The organism is Streptomyces brasiliensis (assembly GCF_014647875.1).
Lineage (GTDB): Bacteria > Actinomycetota > Actinomycetes > Streptomycetales > Streptomycetaceae > Streptomyces > Streptomyces brasiliensis.
This window is the reverse complement of sequence record NZ_BMQA01000007.1, coordinates 339,282-358,153: the sequence shown is the minus strand read 5'-3', so window position 1 is coordinate 358,153 and position 18,872 is coordinate 339,282. Positions and strand designations below refer to the sequence as shown.

At 69.5% G+C, this 18,872-nt stretch carries 16 protein-coding genes, 1 tRNA gene and 3 pseudogenes; 9 read left to right on the top strand and 11 right to left on the bottom strand.

Annotated features, from left to right (window positions below):
• Positions 1 to 192 precede the first annotated feature (192 nt).
• Complete coding sequence (locus tag IEZ19_RS14530) at positions 193 to 519, bottom strand: antibiotic biosynthesis monooxygenase family protein (protein ID WP_189311547.1); 327 nt, start codon at positions 517 to 519, stop codon at positions 193 to 195.
• Positions 520 to 627: 108 nt separating this feature from the next.
• Here IEZ19_RS14530 and IEZ19_RS54150 point away from each other — a divergent pair.
• A pseudogene (locus IEZ19_RS54150) lies at positions 628 to 1,298 on the top strand (FG-GAP repeat domain-containing protein); the annotation flags it as partial.
• A 212-nt stretch (positions 1,299 to 1,510) separates the two neighbouring features.
• On the top strand, positions 1,511 to 2,428 hold the full coding sequence (locus tag IEZ19_RS14520) for a Yip1 family protein (protein WP_189311546.1): 918 nt from the start codon (positions 1,511 to 1,513) through the stop codon (positions 2,426 to 2,428).
• Between the two features lie 124 nt (positions 2,429 to 2,552).
• On the opposite strand, the pseudogene IEZ19_RS14515 reads toward IEZ19_RS14520, so the two are convergent.
• From IEZ19_RS14515 to dcd, 3 genes and pseudogenes are all read right to left on the bottom strand, one after another.
• Positions 2,553 to 2,864 (bottom strand): annotated as a pseudogene (locus tag IEZ19_RS14515) (calcium-binding protein); the annotation flags it as partial.
• The gene (locus IEZ19_RS14510; protein ID WP_189311545.1) at positions 2,860 to 3,378 is read right to left on the bottom strand and encodes a phosphoribosyltransferase; all 519 of its coding nucleotides are present in this window, start codon (positions 3,376 to 3,378) and stop codon (positions 2,860 to 2,862) included. The pseudogene IEZ19_RS14515 and the gene IEZ19_RS14510, both read right to left, overlap by 5 nt.
• Before the next feature lie 5 nt (positions 3,379 to 3,383).
• Positions 3,384 to 3,959 carry a dCTP deaminase gene (gene dcd, locus IEZ19_RS14505; protein WP_189311544.1) on the bottom strand — a complete coding sequence of 192 codons (576 nt, stop codon included), beginning with the start codon at positions 3,957 to 3,959 and terminating at the stop codon, positions 3,384 to 3,386.
• A gap of 610 nt (positions 3,960 to 4,569) precedes the next feature.
• Here dcd and IEZ19_RS14500 point away from each other — a divergent pair.
• A tRNA-Gly gene (locus IEZ19_RS14500) sits at positions 4,570 to 4,640 on the top strand.
• 163 nt (positions 4,641 to 4,803) lie between these two features.
• Here IEZ19_RS14500 and IEZ19_RS14495 read toward each other — a convergent pair.
• Positions 4,804 to 5,238, bottom strand: a complete 435-nt coding sequence (locus tag IEZ19_RS14495; RefSeq protein WP_229840332.1) for a hypothetical protein — start codon at positions 5,236 to 5,238, stop codon at positions 4,804 to 4,806.
• 253 nt (positions 5,239 to 5,491) lie between these two features.
• Between IEZ19_RS14495 and IEZ19_RS14490 the strand changes: the two genes are divergently transcribed.
• Both IEZ19_RS14490 and IEZ19_RS14485 read left to right on the top strand, forming a co-directional pair.
• The gene (locus tag IEZ19_RS14490; protein ID WP_189311543.1) at positions 5,492 to 5,707 is read left to right on the top strand and encodes a type II toxin-antitoxin system VapB family antitoxin; all 216 of its coding nucleotides are present in this window, start codon (positions 5,492 to 5,494) and stop codon (positions 5,705 to 5,707) included.
• Positions 5,704 to 6,126, top strand: a complete 423-nt coding sequence (locus IEZ19_RS14485) for a PIN domain nuclease (RefSeq protein WP_189311542.1) — start codon at positions 5,704 to 5,706, stop codon at positions 6,124 to 6,126. Before IEZ19_RS14490 ends, IEZ19_RS14485 begins: the two co-directional genes overlap by 4 nt.
• A 618-nt stretch (positions 6,127 to 6,744) precedes the next feature.
• Here the strand turns inward: IEZ19_RS14485 and IEZ19_RS53050 are convergent.
• Positions 6,745 to 7,106 (bottom strand): annotated as a pseudogene (locus tag IEZ19_RS53050) (PIN domain-containing protein).
• Positions 7,107 to 7,327: 221 nt separating this feature from the next.
• On the opposite strand from IEZ19_RS53050, the gene IEZ19_RS14475 reads away from it, so the two are divergent.
• Positions 7,328 to 10,381, top strand: a complete 3,054-nt coding sequence (locus IEZ19_RS14475; RefSeq protein ID WP_189311541.1) for an FG-GAP-like repeat-containing protein — start codon at positions 7,328 to 7,330, stop codon at positions 10,379 to 10,381.
• A gap of 499 nt (positions 10,382 to 10,880) precedes the next feature.
• Here the strand turns inward: IEZ19_RS14475 and IEZ19_RS14470 are convergent, their stop codons facing one another.
• Positions 10,881 to 11,027 carry a hypothetical protein gene (locus tag IEZ19_RS14470; protein WP_189311540.1) on the bottom strand — a complete coding sequence of 49 codons (147 nt, stop codon included), beginning with the start codon at positions 11,025 to 11,027 and terminating at the stop codon, positions 10,881 to 10,883.
• 43 nt (positions 11,028 to 11,070) lie between these two features.
• Here IEZ19_RS14470 and IEZ19_RS14465 point away from each other — a divergent pair, with 43 nt between their 5' ends.
• The 3 genes from IEZ19_RS14465 (at position 11,071) to IEZ19_RS14455 (ending at position 14,913) form a co-directional block, all read left to right on the top strand.
• On the top strand, positions 11,071 to 11,217 hold the full coding sequence (locus IEZ19_RS14465) for a hypothetical protein (protein ID WP_189311539.1): 147 nt from the start codon (positions 11,071 to 11,073) through the stop codon (positions 11,215 to 11,217).
• Positions 11,218 to 11,685: 468 nt separating this feature from the next.
• Positions 11,686 to 11,919 carry a hypothetical protein gene (locus tag IEZ19_RS14460; RefSeq protein WP_189311538.1) on the top strand — a complete coding sequence of 78 codons (234 nt, stop codon included), beginning with the start codon at positions 11,686 to 11,688 and terminating at the stop codon, positions 11,917 to 11,919.
• 639 nt (positions 11,920 to 12,558) lie between these two features.
• Complete coding sequence (locus tag IEZ19_RS14455) at positions 12,559 to 14,913, top strand: FdhF/YdeP family oxidoreductase (RefSeq protein WP_189311537.1); 2,355 nt, start codon at positions 12,559 to 12,561, stop codon at positions 14,911 to 14,913.
• A gap of 86 nt (positions 14,914 to 14,999) precedes the next feature.
• Here the strand turns inward: IEZ19_RS14455 and IEZ19_RS14450 are convergent, their stop codons facing one another.
• From IEZ19_RS14450 to IEZ19_RS14435, 4 genes are read right to left on the bottom strand one after another with little or no spacing between them, the layout of a single operon-like run.
• Positions 15,000 to 15,668 carry a response regulator gene (locus tag IEZ19_RS14450; RefSeq protein ID WP_189311536.1) on the bottom strand — a complete coding sequence of 223 codons (669 nt, stop codon included), beginning with the start codon at positions 15,666 to 15,668 and terminating at the stop codon, positions 15,000 to 15,002.
• Positions 15,665 to 16,933 carry a sensor histidine kinase gene (locus IEZ19_RS14445; protein ID WP_189311588.1) on the bottom strand — a complete coding sequence of 423 codons (1,269 nt, stop codon included), beginning with the start codon at positions 16,931 to 16,933 and terminating at the stop codon, positions 15,665 to 15,667. The genes IEZ19_RS14450 and IEZ19_RS14445 overlap by 4 nt, the downstream gene beginning before the upstream one ends.
• Positions 16,934 to 16,992: 59 nt before the next feature.
• Entirely contained in the window at positions 16,993 to 17,844 is an 852-nt protein-coding gene (locus IEZ19_RS14440; RefSeq protein ID WP_189311535.1) for an ABC-2 transporter permease, read from the bottom strand.
• Positions 17,841 to 18,779 (bottom strand): ABC transporter ATP-binding protein, encoded by a 939-nt coding sequence (locus IEZ19_RS14435; protein ID WP_189311534.1) that lies wholly within the window; start codon positions 18,777 to 18,779, stop codon positions 17,841 to 17,843. The genes IEZ19_RS14440 and IEZ19_RS14435 overlap by 4 nt, the downstream gene beginning before the upstream one ends.
• Positions 18,780 to 18,872 lie beyond the last annotated feature (93 nt).

The following is an 18,872-nucleotide window of genomic DNA, read 5'->3' as shown; positions in this document are numbered from 1 at the left end:
AGGAGTCCATCCAGGTCGTCGACGTCGCCCAGCTCCTCCTCGACTCCGTCAAGACACCGGTGGACCCGGCCGGCGAAGCCGAGACGCAGAGCGAGCCGGAGCCCGAGCCGGTGAAGTAACGGCCGCGAACCCAACGGCGCCCCCTGCCCGGTGTACGGGTCAGGGGGCGCCGTCATGTCCGGCCGTACAGGCTCAGGCGCCCTTGGGCCCGGCCTGCTGGACGACCTCGAAGGACCACAGGGTGGAACCGGAGGCGGCGGGCTTCGGCCGCTCCCCGCCCTCCCCCGCACCCTGGTGCGCGGACTTCATCGGCCCCTCCATCCAGGCCTGGAAGGACTCATCGTCCCGCCAGCGCGTGTAGACGAGGTAGGTGTCGGTGCCCTCGACGGGGCGCAGCAGCTCGAACCACTCGAACCCGTCCGAGTTCTCGACGGCATGGGCCCGCGAGGCGAACCGCTTCTCCAGCGTCTCCCGCTGCTCGGCGGGCACGGTCAGCACATTGATCTTGACTACGCTCATGCCTCCATCCTGCCCCTCCCACCCCCCGGACCGGCGCAAGGGTGTCGCCGTGCCTCGAACGCGTGCATCATGACGGGCGCGTTGCCGAGGGTGCTGACGGGATGGACGGTGCGTGTGCGCAGGGGTGGGAGAACCGGCACGGGCCGTGTCCGCGGGGGCAGCGGAACCGGCACGGTCGCGGCGGTCGTGAGCGGCCTGGCGCTCCTGCCGGCGGCCTGCGGCCCGGCGGCGGGCACCGGCACCGCCGACCACACGCCCGTGCACGCGGCCGACGCTCCGGCCCGGCTCCCCGTCCCCCACGGCACCGGCAGCGAGGTCCCGGACGACTTCAACGGCGACGGCCATCGCGACCTGGTCCTCGATGACTTGGTGAAGTCGCAGAGCCACGTCGACGACGCAGGCATCGGGATCGTGCACGGCAGTGCGCGCGGACTCCGGCCCGGCGCACGGCAGTTGCTCGGTCCGCGGAAGCAGGGGGCGCGGACGAAGGGCCGACTCCCCGCCGTCTTCGACGCGGAGGCGAGCTGCGACCTGGACGGCGACGGCTTCACCGACCTGGTCGTCTCGACGGACCCGCCGTACGACGGCCAGGGCCGGCCCCCGGTGCCGCTGCAGCTGCAGCTGCTGTTCGGCTCGCCCACCGGCCTCACCGGCCGGGCGGTGAACCTCACGATCCCGGCCCGCGCCCGCTTCGGCGACGACTGGCCGGCCAGCCGGTGTGCGGCGACTTCGACGGGGACGGCGCGGCGGACCTGGCGGTACGCACGTACCGGGGCGAGACGAAGGACACGGTCGCGGTGTACCGGGGGACGAAGAAGGGCCTGGTCGAGCGGGCACCGGCGGTCACCTTCTCCACCTCGGAGTTCCTGCCGCGCTGAGCCCCGACAGCCTTCCTGGATGTCCCCTAGGGGATGTCACAGCTCGGCCGCAAAGCCCGGCGGGAACCGCCGCTCCCGCACGCCACTCTGCGGGACCAGGTACGTTCGATTACGTGGCTGGATTCAGGAACGGACGCGGCGGCCGGAACGACCGCGCACCGCAGACGCGACCGCAACACCCCCCGTACGGACAGCAGGCGCCGCACGGACCGGCGTACGGTCAGCAGGGACCGTCGTACGGCCGTCCCCAGGCACCGCAGCCGTACCCGCAGCAGCGGCCCCAGTACGGCGGCCACCCGGGGCACGGCCAGGGCGGCGGCGAGCCGGAGTACTTCGGCGACGGTTACGGGGACCCCGGGTATCCGCAGGGCGGCGCCCCGGACCCGTACGCGGCCAACAACCCGGGCCACACCCAGGCGTTCTCGGTCGACGACCCGTACCAGCAGGGCGGGACCTACCGGGCGGGCTCGGCCCCGGCCGGCCCGATCGGACCGCCTCTGCACTGGAAGGACCTGCTGCGGGGCATCGTCTTCGCCCCCAACCAGACCTTCCTGCGGATGCGCGACTACACGATGTGGGGCCCGGCCCTCATCGTGACCTTCCTCTACGGCCTGCTCGCCGTCTTCGGCTTCGACGGAGCCCGCAAGGAAGCGATCGAGGCCACGCTCTCCAACGCGATCCCGATCGTCCTGACGACGGCGGTGGCGTTGGTGCTCAGCGCCTTCGTCCTGGGCGTGGTCACCCACACCCTGGCCCGCCAGCTCGGCGGTGACGGCGCGTGGCAGCCCACGGTCGGACTGTCCATGCTGATCATGTCCATCACGGACGCACCCCGCCTGGTCGTCGCGATGTTCTTCGGCGGCGACGCGGGCTTCGTCCAGCTGCTGGGCTGGGCGACGTGGGTGGCGGCGGGCGCGCTGCTCACCCTGATGGTCAGCCGCTCGCACGACCTGCCCTGGCCGAGGGCTCTGGGCGCGTCGGCGATCCAGCTGATCGCCCTGCTGTCGATCGTGAAGCTGGGTACGTTCTAGCAGGTCACAAACGTCGATCGGGCCCCCCGGAAGTTGCGCCGGGGGGCCTTGGCACGTTCTGCGACCCATCACCGACAACTTGGTCCAGGCCAATTGCGGTCTCAGAGGCACACTCAGTACGTGGCTATCGGACGTCGACGAAGTCGCCGGTCGCGTTGACCGCCGGAGTCGTCGTCGTGCCCGCGAAGCTGTAACGGAAGAAGCCGTCGGTGGAGGCGGTGACGGTCGTCCTGAGGTTGCCCGTCGAGTTGGACTTGATCGTCTTCACTGTGGTGTAGGTGCTGCTGCCCTTCTTGCGGAACTGCAGCTTCACCGACTGGTTCGTGTAGCCGTGGTACTTGTTGTCCTCCCAGTTGGCCCGGGAGAGTTTGCCGGTGACCGTGATGGTCTTGCCCTTCTTCACCGGCTCCGGCGAGGCATTGACCGTCAGCTCAGATCGCTTCCCTATTCGACTTGGCTTCTTCCCCCGACCTGTGTACCGGGGGCAGAACACTCCACGGGAAGTTGATCCAGTCATCCGTCCGCTTCCACACGTACTCGCACTTCACGAGGGAGTGGGACTTCTCATAGATCACGGCGGAGCGGACCTCGGCGACGTGGTCGAGGCAGAAGTCGTGCACGAGCTTCAGCGTCTTGCCGGTGTCGGCGACGTCGTCGGTGATCAGGACCTTCTTGTCGGAGAAGTCGATCACGTCGGGGACGGGCGCGAGCATGACCGGCATCTCGAGGGTGGTCCCGACGCCGGTGTAGAACTCGACGTTGACGAGGTGCAGGTTCTTGCAGTCGAGCGCGTAGGCGAGCCCGCCGCCGACGAAGACGCCGCCCCGCGCGATGGAGAGCACGATGTCCGGCTCGTAGCCGTCGTCGGCGATGGCCTGCGCGAGCTCGCGGACGGCGACGCCGAACCGCTCGTAGGTGAGGTTCTCCCGAACGTCGGTCACCTCACTCATGGCACTCACACCTGGGTCCGGTGGAAGTTGAGGTAGGAGCGGGAGGCAGTGGGCCCGCGCTGTCCCTGGTACCGGGAGCCGTACCGCTCGCTGCCGTACGGGAACTCGGCGGGCGAGCTGAGCCGGAACATGCACAGCTGGCCGATCTTCATGCCCGGCCAGAGCTTGATCGGCAGGGTGGCGAGGTTGGACAGCTCGAGCGTGACGTGCCCGGAGAAGCCGGGGTCGATGAACCCGGCGGTGGAGTGGGTGACGAGACCGAGCCGCCCGAGCGAACTCTTCCCCTCCAGCCGCGAAGCGAGATCGTCAGGGAGGGAGATGGCCTCGTACGTCGAGGCCAGCACGAACTCCCCGGGATGCAGGATGAACGGCTCGTCGCCGTCGGGCTCCACCAGCCGCGTCAGGTCCGCCTGCTCGACCGAGGGGTCGATGTGGGGGTACCGGTGATTCTCGAACACCCGGAAGTAGCGGTCCAGCCGAACATCGACGCTCGACGGCTGCACCATGGATTCGTCATAGGGATCGATCCGCACCCGCCCGGCGTCGATCTCGGCCCGGATGTCCTTGTCTGAGAGAAGCACGCCCCGAGGATACGCAAGGTGCGCGGAGCCGTGACAATCGTGACGACTCCGCGCGCCTGTGGGGGTGGGGCGGCGTACCCCCTCCCCACCGCAATCACTCACTCTCCGTGTGCGGCGCTGCCCCTGCGCAATCGCTGAGCTGCCTCAGCCCTGCCCCTGCTCGCCCTACCGCTGCTTCTCGAGAGCGACGGGTACGACACTGCGGAGCCGGGCACACCGTGGACACCGGACGAGCCGACCGGGGCCGAGCCGCTCGGCCTGCTGCATCGGGAACGAAGCGGTGCTGAACACGTGCCCATCGGCACAACGGACGACGGTGCGTTCCATCAAGTCCCTTTAGTCCCTTCCCCAAGAGCCGCGTCTGGCCAACTGCCGTGACGACAAAAGCCACATTACGGGATCAAAGACACGACTCTCCAGGCGGCACTCCGGCCCCACCCGGACCCTCCCCCACGCCTCCACCGTACGCCCCAACTCCCCCCGCCCGCAGCGGGATCCGTCTCTACGCCCTCCCGTGAAACGCCCTCAGACCCCACGGCATCAGCACCGGGGGTCTGCGATGAGGTAGAGTGAGCGAGCGTTCGGACCCCGACTCCGGTCGGTGTCTTACGCGGGTGTAGTTTAATGGTAGAACATCAGCTTCCCAAGCTGAGAGCGCGAGTTCGATTCTCGTCACCCGCTCTTCTTGAAGCCCCAGGTCAGCGCCCTGGGGCTTGTTCATTGCTGAGCCGTCGCTGCATTTCACAGACGCCCCTGCCCCCGAAAATTGGGCACGCAGAGGGCACGAGCGCCTTGAGGCGGCAGGCCGCTCATGTAGTAGCACGTGGTTGACCTGCGCTTTCACTTAGGTGAGCGGGAGGTTCGCGCGGTGCGAGCCCTCAGCCCGCCGTTCCCGGACAACACCGGACACCCGGACGTCCAGGGCAGCGACCGCCCTGTCAGCACCCATGGCGGCCATCCTCCGCATGTGTTCCTCGCTGCGCTGCCGAGCTTCCTCGTCGTAGTAGTTCTCCAGGATCTCGAGAAACAGTTCGCCTCCGGCATAGGCGGCGAAGCGCTGAAAGCGCTGGGCGAATGCGAAGTCTCCTTGGAGGATGGCCTCTTGGGCCACATCCTCCAAAGCTTCCACCAGGGGCCTGCCCTTGCCGTACGTCCGACCGGGACCGCTCATGATGTGCAGCACGGCGTCGACGCGCTCCCGGACGCGCGCATCCCCGGTGAGCTCCGATGCCGTCCGGACCATCTGCCAGAGCGTGAAGCCGGATCGAAATGTCGCCACGTGGGCACCCTATGACTGGGCACTGACAACCTCGCTTGGCGAGAGTCCTGGGTGGTCCCTGACGTCGGCCGCTCCGAGACCCTCTCCTGACGACAGGGTCCCAAGCGAGCTGTGCCATGCCCCGGATCCTTGCGCGCGTCTCAGACCTCAATGCCCCGTCGTCGCGACCGCTGGTGGCGAATCCTGTACTCCATGTCGCGCATCAATGGAGATATAATTCATGGCGGAGCTTATATCCAAGGAGATGTAGTCGATGAGCAGGACCGTGATCGACCTCGACGACCAGCTGGTCGCGGACGTGGCCAAGGCCCTCGGCACCAGCACCAAGAAGGAGACGGTGAACACCGCGCTGCGCGAGGTGCTGGAGAACCGGCGGCGCGCTCTGGCGCTTACCCGCCTGCGGGCGGCGGCGGCCGAGGGCGCCTTCGACCTGGACCTCTTCGAGGACAAGGAGAACTACCGCCGGTGAACGCCGCGCAGTTCCTGATCGACACCAGCGCGCTCGCCCGCCTGCTGCGCGGCGACGCCGAGCAGTACGGATGGGACCAGGCGGCAGCCGCCGGGCTCATCGCCACCTGCCCCATCACCGAGCTGGAGTTCTTCTACAACGCGCGCTCCGCCGCCGACCGTGCACAAGGCATCGAGGACGTGCGCCTGCTCTTCGGTTGGGTGCCGGTCGACGACCGGGCCTACGACCGCGCGTGGCAGGTCCAGGAGATCCTCACCCAACGCGGACAGCACCGCAGCGCCGGAGCAGTCGACCTCGTGGTGGCCGCCACGGCCGAGCTGCAGGGACTGACCCTCCTGCACCGCGACCGGGACTTCGAGTGCATCGCCGCCGTCACCGGCCAGGCGCTCCAGTGGTACGGCCCAGAAGCTGGCAAATGAGCCAAGGGGCCGAGCGCCGGCTGTCCCGAGGAAGCCGCGGCCATCGGCCTTGCGGCGGAAAACGGGCTTCACCCGAAGATCTCTGCACGCGCGAAGGCTCTCCCTGACCGGACCGCCGACCGAGCCCAGCCGAGCACGGTGCCGTTCGTGCACGTGCTCTGCCCACCGGTCATCGCGACCCGTGCCCACAGCGTGCCCGTAAGAGCGGACAACCACGGTCAGCAGCGGTGCGATCGGACCCGCACCACCACCCGAGCACACGGCATCTGTGGACGTCAGAGCCATATGGCCCGCCCGAGCACCGTCGCTTCCCAAGCTGAGCGCGCGAGTTCGATGCTCGTCACCCGCTCCAGATCGAAACCCCAGGTCAGCGGCCTGGGGTTTTTGTGTTGCCGGAGAGGAGGGCGCGAGTGCTTGGCGGATGCCACGCAACCACCGCTCGCCTTTGCCAAGAACCGCCGTCGGGCTGTGGTTCCGTGGCCCACGCCGCAAGCGTTCGCGTATCCGAGCCGTCAGCCTGCGTTCCTCGGTGAGGCCGAGTCACGTGCCCCTTCGCCTGAAGGCGGCGGCTGCCCAAGTCTGTTGTATGACTGGGACTTCAGCACCAGGACGCTCGCGTCAACGCAGCAGATCGTCGGGCAGTACCCGGAACGCCTTGTGGTGGCCCAGCGGGCGCACAGCTCGGAAGTCGCGCCGGTCGAGGGCGGGGATCGCGTCGGTGTCGTAGTCCGCAGCCAGCGCCACGTTCACCGCATCGGCGAGGTCCAGGTCCAGGTCAAACGCGGTGTAGCGGACACGGACGGACTGAGCGGCCCCCAGGTGGTCCTCCGTGATCTCCGGCATGACGACACGGCCCCGGCTCACCAGCGGCGGAGATCGCCGACCGCGCTGACGGCGGCTTCGCGCCCGAGGTCGCGCGTGACGACGTGGTCGAGTTCCACCAGCAGAAGTGGGGGCATGACCAGGAGGCCGACTGCCATGATCGCCTCATTTGCAGACCTGGGCCTTTTTGTTGTGGCGGTGATCGGTCGCTGCCGCTGCTCGCCACCCCATAGGTCATGCGCAGGCAAAATGCTAGGATCCGGCCACTTGCCTGGGGGGCGCCGAACGTCACATGTGCCACGGGTCCATGACCCGCGGCTCGACGGCGTACGCACATGTCTCTCCAAGCCGTTGCCTACCGTCCCCGGAAAGGTCCTGCATGGGCAGACGTGCGCTCCTACGAGGCGCCACCGCCGCCGCTGTTTCCTTCACGCTCGCCCTCGGGCTCGGCCCGCTGACGGCCGGCAGTGCGCATGGGGAGACGGGCACCGGAGAGGTGGTCGTGCCGGCCACCACGGCCATGGTTCCCCGGACGGGGCTGCTGAGCGCTGGACCGTCGGGGTTCCTCCGGTACGAGGAGGGGCGTGGCCAACTGTGGACGACGTACGGCGGTGTCGACACGGTCGTCGACGCCTCGGGCACGGACGCCTACGGCGTCACGAGTGCCGGCGCGGGCTCGGACGTCGTGGCCCGCTACGACAGCTCCGCCAGGACCGTGACGCTGCGGAACATGGCGTCCGGTCAGGTCGATACGGTCGCGCTTCCCGACGGGCACTCCTACTTCAGCACCCTCGGGTCGACGGTCGTCACGACGGCCGGAACCCCGGGCACCGACGCCGTGTGGCATCTGCTGGACGTCCAGGCCGACGGCTCAGTCTCCGACCGCACGGTGGAAGGTGTCCCCTCCGGCGTCTACCTGTGGTCCGCCGCGGGGCTGGGTGACGCGCGCGGACAAGTCGTGCGGTACAGGAAGGGCGACGACGAGGTCACCGGGTGGCTCGATGTCGCGCAGGGGCGCTTCACAGCCCTGCCGTACACCGTGCAGTCTTGGTACTACCTGGTTGCGCTCAGCCCCACCCACCTGGTGTGGCTCTACGACGGCACCCTGCACGTCGCCTCCCGCCAGGACCCGACCGCCGCCGTGCGGACCGTACCGGTCGGCGACATCACGCAGGTGCTGGGCCTGGTCGGCGACAACGTCATCGTGTCCCGGTACGACTCCTCCCTGGGCCGCTACGACACCGGCCGCGCGGTCTCGCGGGTCGAGGCCGTCCCCCTCGACGGCTCCGCGCCGCGGACGCTGCTGGCCAGGACGTCACGGCAGGCCATGCCGACTCCGGACGGCGGGCTCCTGGTCGCGGGCGGCGCCGACACGGACCACTGGGGCGTCTCCCTCATCGAGGCCGCCGAAGGCGGTGGGGTCGCCGTGCGCCGGATCGCGGACGCGTACCCCAGGCAGACCGCCCACACGGTCTCCCAGCTGACCCTCGCCCAGGGGCGGTTGACCACCGTGGAGCAGGACCCCGTGGGTGACTGGACGTATCTCCACACCCGTGAGACCGGCGTGGCCGGCTCACCCACGGCGGGGGCACGCACCACCCGCGGCCGTATCGCGCTGGAGAACTACTCGGAGGGCCGCCCGCGTCTCCTCGACACCGGCGACGGCCGGACGGTCGTCGCCGGCTACGGCACGAGCGCCGCCCAGCAGCCCCAGCTCCTCGGGTCCACCCAGTCGCTGCCCGGCACCCGGATCGACAGCTCCCGCAGCTACCAGACCGCGACCGCCGCGAACGGCCGCTTCGCCGCCCTGACCAGGCCGTACGACAGCACCGGAGCGGCGGAGACCCGGGTCGTTGACCTCGGCACCGGGCTGACGGTGTACACGACGACCGCGACCGTGCGGGCGATCTGGGGCACCATCCTGTGGGTGATGTCGGGCAACGACACCGTGGTCCCCGTCGATCTGTTGTCCGGGCAGCAGGGCGAGCCGGTGTGGTTCGGGCGCGGCTGCCTGCTGAACGACTTCCAGGCGGTCGGCCGGTGGCTGCTGTGGAACTGCGTGCTCAACTCTGAGGGCCAGGGCGTCTACGACACCGTCACCAAGCGGAACCTGACCCTCGTCTCCGGCTCCGGCTGGGAGCAGGCGCAGCTCGGCGACGGCTTCGTCGCGACGGCCGAGGCCGGGCAGCTGAAGGTGATCGACGTCCGCAGCGGGACGCCCGTGTCGCACACCGCCGGGAAGTTCGAGGGGAACGCCTGGGACGTCGATCCGTACACCGGTGTGATCGCCCAGCTCCGCTCCGACAACACCATCCGCCTGACTCCCAGCGGCGTGCCCGTCTCCGCCCTCGTCCAGCGCGACGCCACCGTCGCCGCCTCGGTCGACGTCAAGGGCGGCGCCGCGCAGTGGAGCCCGAAGTGGTGGCTGAACAAGCCCGCGGCCTCCTGGAAGCTCGTGATCGGCAACAAGGCCGGTACGGCCGTGCGCACGCTCTCCGCCGGTCTGACGCGCGGTGTGGTGAGCCCAGTCTGGAACGGCAAGGACGGCTCCGGCCGACTGGTGCCCAACGGCTCCTACACCTGGAAGCTGACCGTCACCCCGGCAGACGGGCAGGGCGCGGCGCTGACGAAGACGGGGACGGTGAAGGTCACCGGCGCGGCAGCGGCGTGGCGGGACTTCGTCGGGTCGGACGGCTTCGGCGAGTTGATGACGCTGAACGGCTCGGGCGGGCTGACGTACCAGTACGGGACGGGGAAGGGAACGTTCACCGGAAAGCGGACGGGCTCCGGATGGCCGACGACGGTGAAGGTGGTGCCCTTCGGCGACCTGAGCGGGGACCGGTGCAACGACGTGCTCGTACGGTTCAGCAGCGGCGCGTTGCGCGCCTACCGGCCCGCGTGCGGGACGGCGGTGAAGCCTTCCACCGCGTACGCCTCGCTGGGCACGGGCTGGAACCAGTACAACGTGCTGACCTCGCCCGGCGACATCAGCGGTGACGGCCGGGCCGACCTGATCGCCCGCCAGTCCTCGACCGGCGACGTCTATCTCTACAAGGCGACGAGCACGGGCAAGCTCTCCGCCAGGGTGAAGATCGCGTCCAAGTGGACGGGTTACAAGAAGATCGTGGGCGCGGGCGACCTCAACGGCGACGGTTACGGCGACCTGCTGGCGCAGGACAAGTCGAACGAGCTGTGGCGCTACGACGGCACCGCGACCGGCAAGTTCAAGAGCCGCGTGAAGGTCTTCAACGACTGGGGCTCGTCGTACAACGTGATCGTGGGCGTGGGTGACATCACCGGCGACGGCAGAGCCGACCTCGTCTCCCGCGACGCCTCCGGCACCGTCTGGCGCAACAACGGCAATGGCAAGGGCTCCTTCGGCGGCCGTACGAAGATCGCCACCGGCTGGCAGGGGTACAAGGGCCTGTTCTGAGCCGGCCTTCGCCACTGCCCCACGGGCCCGGACGCCGTAGTTCGTCCGGGCCCGTGGGGCAGGCCCAAGACGCCCCCGGGCCACCGCTGCCCGGCGAATGAACGGCGGGCGAATTCTGGCTCTGCCCTGGTCCGCATGTCGGGTGCGCCGATCAGTCGCGTCGTGCCAGACGCGTGCCGGATTCCGCCGCGGGTCAGTGCAGCGCGGCGGGCGTTGTCGCGGGCGGCGAGGGTCGCCACGCGCCGGGCGTCGGGTTCGGGACAGTCGCCGTCGGTGATCCACTGGCCGACGACCGAGGGCGGACGGTCATGCCTGCGCGAGGAAACCGGCGGTCACTAGTGCTGTGGCCGGGAAGGTTTGCCGGGAAGCTCGCGGCGTCTGGTGCGGTGCATCGCAAGGCGGAGCGTCACCCGCGTACTGGATGTACTCGGGTGAGGCGACAACGCCGCGAGGTGCCGTGCCGGGCGTCGCGAGCCGGTGAACCTTTCCGGTCACAGCACTAGACGCTCCAGGCGAGGCGGAGCAGTGCGGCGCGCTCTTCGGGGGACTTGTCCGCGTGCTGCGCCTGTTCGTGCCGCCGGGTCGCCACCGTCGTGTCCACGATCGCGTCACCGGCCAGGCGGCGGGCCAGGGAGGACTCGGTCAACGTCGCGTCCCCGTCGCCGTTCTACTCGTTCAGCGCGGGAATCATGCTCGTCGAGCTGCTGGTCGTGCCCGTCCTGCACACCATGGGCGACAAGGCACGTCAGTACATGGCGAGATGGGACGACTTCCGCAGCCGTGAACTGATCGCCGACGACAGACGAACGCCACCGAGCCGATCGGACGGCACATAGCCGAGGCTCCGCGCATGTCAGGCGCGGGCCGGAAGCCGATGCAGTTCCTCCAGTGTGCCCTGGACGGCACGCGTCGCCTCGCACGGATTCTGGCCTGACAGCCCTCCAACGCCGGGCGCGATGTCGCCGTGCCGTCCTGGCGGAGCTCCATAGTTGACGCAGCGACACACACGGCAGGGTCGACTGGGCCCGGAGGACGGTCGCGCCCTTGCCGAGTCCGGCGCCGAACCGTTACCACATACGCCGTGGTACACCGCGTCTACCGCCCAACTGGCTCCCGTCTTCCGGCCGTCGCCGCTGTCCGCGTCACCCTCACCGCAGCAGTGCGGGGAGACCACCGACCAAGCAGAAGAAGGTTCAACCTTCAGCTCGACCGAACGAATCGGTGCTCGAGGTGCGGGCTGGGGGGAACGGTGCCAACAATCGAATTGAAAGGCACTGACGCCGACTACAGAAAGGTGGCCGATCATGCGAAGCAGGATCGCACGCACTCTGGTCGCCAGCGTCGCCGCAGGCATGCTGGTCAGTGGAGCTGCAGTGGCGTCTACGGGTACGGCCGTCGCGGTACCGTCGAACGCCAAGGTGGCTGACGGCCCGCATGCACCCGCACCGAAGCCCACCAAGACGCCGAAGCACAAGAAATGCCCCAAGGGCGAGCACTTCACGAAGGTCAACGGCAAGTGGGGCTGCCACAAGAAGTAGCAACCGTGCGGGGCGCCGGGGACATGTTCCCGGCGCCCTGCGCCAGTGGAAACCGCACGATCGTAGTGGCATACGAACGGCCCGGCGTCGACTTGCCCGCCCCTGGCGTCGGCGTCCTCCCGGTCGGCCCCGCAGCGAGCCCTGGATCACCTGAGCTTCCCAAGCTCAGGTCTCATTGCTTTGAGGGAACCGTCGTATGAATTCCGCGATCTCAATGACCTGCTGAAGCTGGGTCAACTGTGCACGGCCATAACCCACTTCGCCGTACGGGGCAGCGGACAGTACGGGCCGCTGAGCGGCCGGCCAGTTCACCGCCTCGGTATTTCCACCAGGTGTTCGCCAAGTCGCGCCGCTGTACATGGCGGCGCCGGCCTCGGTGTACGGCATTCACTGGTTCGCGATCGGCTGGAATCGTCACCGCGGCAATGATCCTCGAACCAACGTCTGTTTCGCGATCTACTTCTTCGATTTCACCCGCCTCGATCGGGATCGAGGCGGGTGAACGCGGACCGGGTCTCTTCCACATCGTGACCGGCGGCCGGCTCATGTGTCTCGCCTACGCGGCTGCGGTCGACTTCGCACTCGCCTACCATTGGGCGGTATAGGCGAAAGGCGGCCATACGGGCAAAAGAGGCGGCCATGGCTGAGCAACCGACCAATCCGACCGGCACACAGGAGTCGGCGGGCGGTCCTCCGCCCGCACCGCATCCGACATCGTCGGGCCCCGCGAAGTCCAGTGTCGGATTGCACGGCATCACAGAATCCGCGCGCTATTCCCTCGCGGAAATGGGCCCGAGGCGGAGCCTGCAGACGCTGTTGTCGGTGAACCACGTCGACGGATTCGACTGTCCCAGCTGCGCATGGGGCGATCCCGATCCGGACCACCGTAAGATCGCGGAATTCTGCGAGAACGGCGCCAAAGCCGTCGCCTGGGAGGCCACACGCAAACGCGTCGACGCGGCATTCTTCGCCGAGCACTCCATCGCTGACCTGTCGGAGCGGGACGGTCACTGGCTGGAGTCGCAGGGCAGGCTGGCCCATCCGATGCACCTTGCACCCGGCGCCACGCACTATGTGCCCATCACCTGGCAGGACGCGCTCGCGATCACCGCCGACCGGCTGCGCGGGCTGGCCGATCCGGACCGTGCCGTCTTCTACACCAGCGGCCGCACGAGCAATGAGGCCGCCTTCCTCTACCAACTGCTGGCACGCCGATTCGGCACCAACAACCTGCCGGACTGCTCGAACATGTGCCACGAGTCGAGCGGCGCGGCCCTGACCGAGACGCTCGGCGTGGGCAAGGGCCTGGTCTCGTACTCCGACATCACCGATCACGCCGATCTGATCATCATCGTGGGCCAGAACCCCGGAACCTGCCACCCCCGCATGCTCACCGCGCTGGAGCAGGCCAAGCGGCGCGGCGCACGGATCATCGCCGCCAACCCGCTCCCCGAGGCCGCCTTCGGCCGTTTCCACAACCCGCAGACCCCGCGCGGCCTGGTCGGCCCGGGTACGAAGCTCGCCGACCGCTACCTCCCGGTGCGCGTGGGCGGCGACCTGGCCCTGTTCGCGGGACTGAACCGCGTCCTGATCGACCGGGAGGACGCCGGGCCGGGCTCCACGCTCGACCACGACTTCATCAACAGGTACTGCGAAGGCTTCGAGGCGGCCGCCGCCGCGTGGCGCGCCCTGGACTGGTCGCGGATCGAGACGCTGAGCGGGCTGTCCCGACGCCGGATCGAGGACTGCGCGGCCGACGTGCTCGCCGCCGGCAGCGTGATCGTCTGCTGGGCGATGGGGCTCACCCAGCACCGCAACGCGGTGGCCACCATCCGGGAGATCGTCAATTTCCTCCTGTTGCGCGGCAACGTCGGACGCCCCGGTGCCGGGCCCGCCCCGATCCGCGGACACAGCAACGTCCAGGGCGACCGCACGATGGGCATCTGGGAGCAGATGCCGGACGCGTTCCTCGACAGCCTCCGCGACGAGTTCGGGTTCGATCCACCCCGTGCCCACGGCCTGGACACCGTCGACTCGATCAGGGCGATGCGCGACGGCAAGGTCGACGTGTTCATCGGCCTCGGCGGCAACTTCGCCTCGGCCACGCCCGACACCGAGGTCACCGAGGCCGCGCTGGCCAACTGCGACCTCACCGTCCACATCGCGACCAAACTGAACCGGTCCCATCTGTGCCACGGCACCGAGGCACTGCTCCTGCCCTGCCTCGGTCGCACGGAGCGCGACCAGCAGGCATCCGGCGAGCAGTTCGTCACGGTCGAGGACACCATGGCCATGGTGCACGCCTCACGCGGACGACTCCTTCCGGGATCACCGCACCTGCGCAGCGAGGTAGCGATCGTCGCCGGCCTCGGGCACGCGCTCTTCGGCGACGCCCTCGGCTGGCGCGCCATGCGCGACGACTACGCCGTGATCCGCCGTCACATCGAGCATGTCGTCCCCGGATTCCACGCCTTCGAGCAGCGCATCCGGCAGCCCGGCGGCTTCATGCTCCCCCGGGCACCGCGCGACTCCCGCACCTTCCCCACCGCGACGGGCACGGCCCACTTCACCGTCAACCCGCCGACCGCGCCCGAAGTCCCGCAGGGACACCTGCTGTTGACGACGGTACGGTCGCACGACCAGTTCAACACCACCGTCTACGGCCTGGACGACCGCTACCGCGGTATCAAGGGCGGGCGGCGGGTCGTCTTCCTCAACCGGGACGACCTGCGCGACCTCCGCTTGCGCGACGGTGACCTGGTCGACCTGGTCAGCGTCAACCCCGACGGTGAACGCCGCGCCCCCGGCTTCCGCGCCGTCCGCTATCCGACGCCGCGCGGCTGCGCCGCCGCCTACTACCCGGAGACGAACGTGCTGGTCGCGCTGGACTCCACGGCCGAGACCAGCAATACCCCCGCGACGAAATCCATCGTCATCCGCGTCGAGCCCGCTGCGTCGACCGCCCGGAGGACCTCGCGCCGGGCGACTGCCTGACCGTGCGGCGAGGCACGGCCGGCCCCCGTCGAAGTCCCGTCGCCGCGGCCACGATCGCACAACCGCGCCGTCGAACCGCGCCCCGCTCAGCCTCCATGGGGCCGGACCAGATCGTGGTCGTAGGCGAAGATCACTGCCTGGATGCGGTCGCGGGCACCGATCTTGGACAGGACGCGACCGACATGCGTCTTCACCGTGGACTCCGACAGGATGAAACGAGTGGCGATCTCACCGTTGGTCCAGCCTTTGCCGATGGCGACGAGGATCTCGCGTTCGCGGTCGGTGAGGGAGGCCAGTCGCGGGTCCTCGGCGCTGCCGTCGGCACGGGGTGGCACGAGACGGGCGAATTCGTGCAGCAGGCGGCGGGTCAGTGCGGGAGCGATCACGGCGTCTCCGTTGGCGACGGCACGGATGCCCGCGAGCAGTTCCTCGGGGCGGGCGTCCTTGAGGAGGAAGCCGCTGGCTCCGGCACGCAGGGCCGCGTGGACATACTCGTCGAGGTCGAAGGTGGTCAGGACGAGGACGCGGGAGCGGTCGCCGGCGGCGACGATCCGGCGTGTGGCCTCGATGCCGTCCATGCCGGGCATGCGTACGTCCATGAGGACGACGTCGGGGCGGAGTTCGGCGGCCTTGCGCACGGCTTCGGTTCCGTGCGCGGCCTCGCCGATCACATCCGTCTCCGGCACGGAGTCCAGGAGCATGCGGAAGCCGTACCGCTGGAGCGGCTGATCGTCCACGACGAGCACGGTGGTCACCGGGCATCGTCCTGGGGAGTGAGGTCGAGGTCGGCCCGCACCGTCCATCCCGCGCCTGCGGGACCCGCGCTGACATGCCCTCCGTAGAGCGCCGCTCGTTCTCTCATGCCCACCAGGCCGTGTCCTTCCTCGTTCGCCGTGCGAGGACGGCCGGCCGGGGTGGGCGCGCCGGAGTCCTGGACGGTGATGGTCAGCCGCGTGTCCTCCACGACGATCGTCAGGTTCGCACGCGCGCCGGCGCCGGCGTGCTTCAGGGTGTTCGTCAGGGCTTCCTGCACGATGCGGTACACCGTCAGCTGCACCCCGCTGTCCAGGGCGTCGATGTCTCCAGCCGTACGGTAGACGACCTCCAGGCCGGCGGCGCGCACCCCCTCGCACAGCGCGTCGATGTCCGTGAGACCAGGCTGCGGGCTCAGCTCCGGTTCGGCCGGCGGACCGTCCGCCTCGCGCAGTACGCCGAGCACCCGGCGCAGTTCGCCCAGGGCCTGACGGCCGGTGTCTCCGATGATGTGCAGGGCCTCCTTGCCCTGTTCCGGAGCGGCGTCGGCGGCATAGGCTCCCGCGTCGGCGAGCGTGATGATGACGGACAGGTTGTGGCCGACGATGTCGTGCATCTCCCGGGCCACCCGCGCCCGCTCGGCCGCGACGGCGAGCCTGCCCCTCTGGTCGCGTTCGATCTCCAGCCGTGCCGCGCGGTCCCGCAGCCCGGCCAGTTGGGCCCGCCGGATGCGGATCATCAGGCCGAGCGCGAGTGCCGCGGTCGCCGTGCTGAGCAGGAAGAAGAGCGCGTCCCAGACCGACACCGCCGCCGAGACCTGCGCCGCGACCAGGACCAGCGCACCCGCCATGACCGCGCAGGCCCAGGGGAGCTGCCGCAGCCGTCCGTGCAGGGCCAGGCTGTACAGGGCGATGAAGAGGGCGACGTCCGCGCGGAGTGCGGCGCCGAGCGACCACTGGAGGACGAACACGGCTGTGACCGCACCGAAGGCGGCGGCGGGTGCCCGGCGTCGCCACAGCAGCGGCAACACCAGCCCGGCCTGCAGGGCCAGCATGCCCGCCACAGGCAGCCGGGTGAACACGAGGCGGAAGTGGCGTGGGCCGTCGCCGTCCCCGCCGATCACGCCGACCGCGTGCAGCAGGTCCGGCAGGCAGAACAGCAGGAAGACCAGGACCACCACCAGGGTGTCCAGCACCCACGGACGGGCCCGGTCGGCGTGCCGAAGCCGCTGGCCGACCCTGCCGAGCCGGGCGACCAGCGGCCCCATACCGCTGAGCTCTTCGGTGGTCACGGAGGTCACCACCCCATGATGCGGGTGGCTGCCGCTCAGACGTCGCTGCGCAGCAGCCGGTACGCCGCTCCGGCCAGCGCCAGGGCTGTCCAGCCGAGGAAGACCAGGAGTCCGGCGCCCGGCGACAAGGTGGTCGAGTCGTGGGTCAGGGCGAAGACCGACTCGCCCGCGTTGCTCGGGAGGTAGGGGTTTATGTTGTCCTGCCACGAGCTGGGCAGCAGGGAGATCAGCCCGGGGACGAGCATGAGGGCGGCGACGAGGACCGAGATACCGCCGGCCACCGACCGCAGCAGCGCGCCCAGGGCGGCGCCGATCACTCCGACCAGGCCCAAGTAGAGCCCGGCCCCCAGCAGACTGCGAACCACGCCGGCGTGGCCGAGGCCCATGGCGGCGGGCGTGCCGGAAACGATCCGGCTGCCGACGAGGAAGGCGACGAACGCGCCCACGGTAGCGATCACCAGCGCGACCAGCCCGTACACCGCCGCCTTGGACCACAGCACGGGCAGCCGGCGCGGCACCGCGGCCAGGGTCGAGCGGATCATGCCGGTGGAGTACTCACCCGCCGTGACCAGTACGCCGAGCACTCCGAGGGCCAACTGCGCGAAGTTCGTGCCGAAGAGGGACAGGCTCACTGCCGACGCGGTGGCGAAGTCGCGGTCCATGTGCCGGCCGGAGTCGAGATTCGACTTGTAGTGGCTCGCGGCGATGACGCCGAAAGCGACGAGGAACAGCAGACCGAGGCCGAGGGTGATCCAGGTGGAGCGCAGGGACCAGAGCTTGGCCCACTCCGAGGACAGCACGCGCCGTCCGGTCACCCGGTAGGCGGGCCGGGGCGGAGCGGCCGGGGTGGTCTCGGGAGTCCCGGGGGTTGCCGTGAGGGTGCTCATGCCGCGCTCCCGGAGGTCTCGGTGCCGGTCGTGGAGCCGTGATACTCCACGGCGTCCCTGGTCAGTTCCATGAATGCCTCCTCCAGCGACACCGCCTTCGTAGTCAGCTCGAACAGGGGGATGCCGTGCTCGGACGCCTTCAGTCCGATCTCGCGGGCGGACATCCCGGTCACCTGCAGTGCCTCGGAGCCGATACGGCCGGTGATCTCCACGCCCGGCCCGGCCAGCACGTCCCGCAGCCGCGCGGGGTCGTCCGTCGCGACCTTCACCGTGTCGCCGCCCGCCTCGCGAACGAGGTCCTGCACGGTCGTGTCCGCCAGCAGCCGGCCGCGCCCGACGATGATCAGGTGATCCGCGACCAGTGCCACCTCGCTCATCAGATGTGAGGAGACGAACACCGTCCGCCCCTCGGCCGCGAGGGAGGTGAGCAGGTTCCGGATCCAGAGAACGCCCTCGGGGTCCAGTCCGTTGACAGGCTCGTCCAGCATCACCGTCTGCGGATCGCCGAGCAGGGCCGCCGCGATGCCGAGCCGCTGCCCCATACCGAGGGAGAAGGCACCGGCCCGCTTCTTCGCGACGCTGCTGAGACCGGCGAGTTCGACGACCTCGTCGACCCGACGGCGCGGGATGCCATGGGTCAGTGCGAGCGCCCGGAGGTGGTTGTAGGCCGAGCGGCCCGGGTGGATCGACTTCGCCTCCAGCAGCGCCCCCACCTCCTGCAGCGGCGCCTGGTGTCGGGCATAGCGCTGTCCGTTCACCGTGACGGAGCCGCTGGTCGGCGCGTCCAGCCCGACGATCATGCGCATCGTCGTGGACTTGCCCGCACCATTGGGCCCCAGGAAGCCGGTCACCGTGCCCGGCTTCACGGTGAAGTCCAGCCCGTCGACGGCTGTTTTCTCCCCGTACCTCTTGGTGAGCTGCTGTGACTCGATCATTCGCGTTCTCTCTTTCGGACTCCGGCGCCCGAAACGCCTGACGCCTCCTCCGCCACGCTAAGTCCGCGATCTGCCGGATCCGGTGGTACCGGG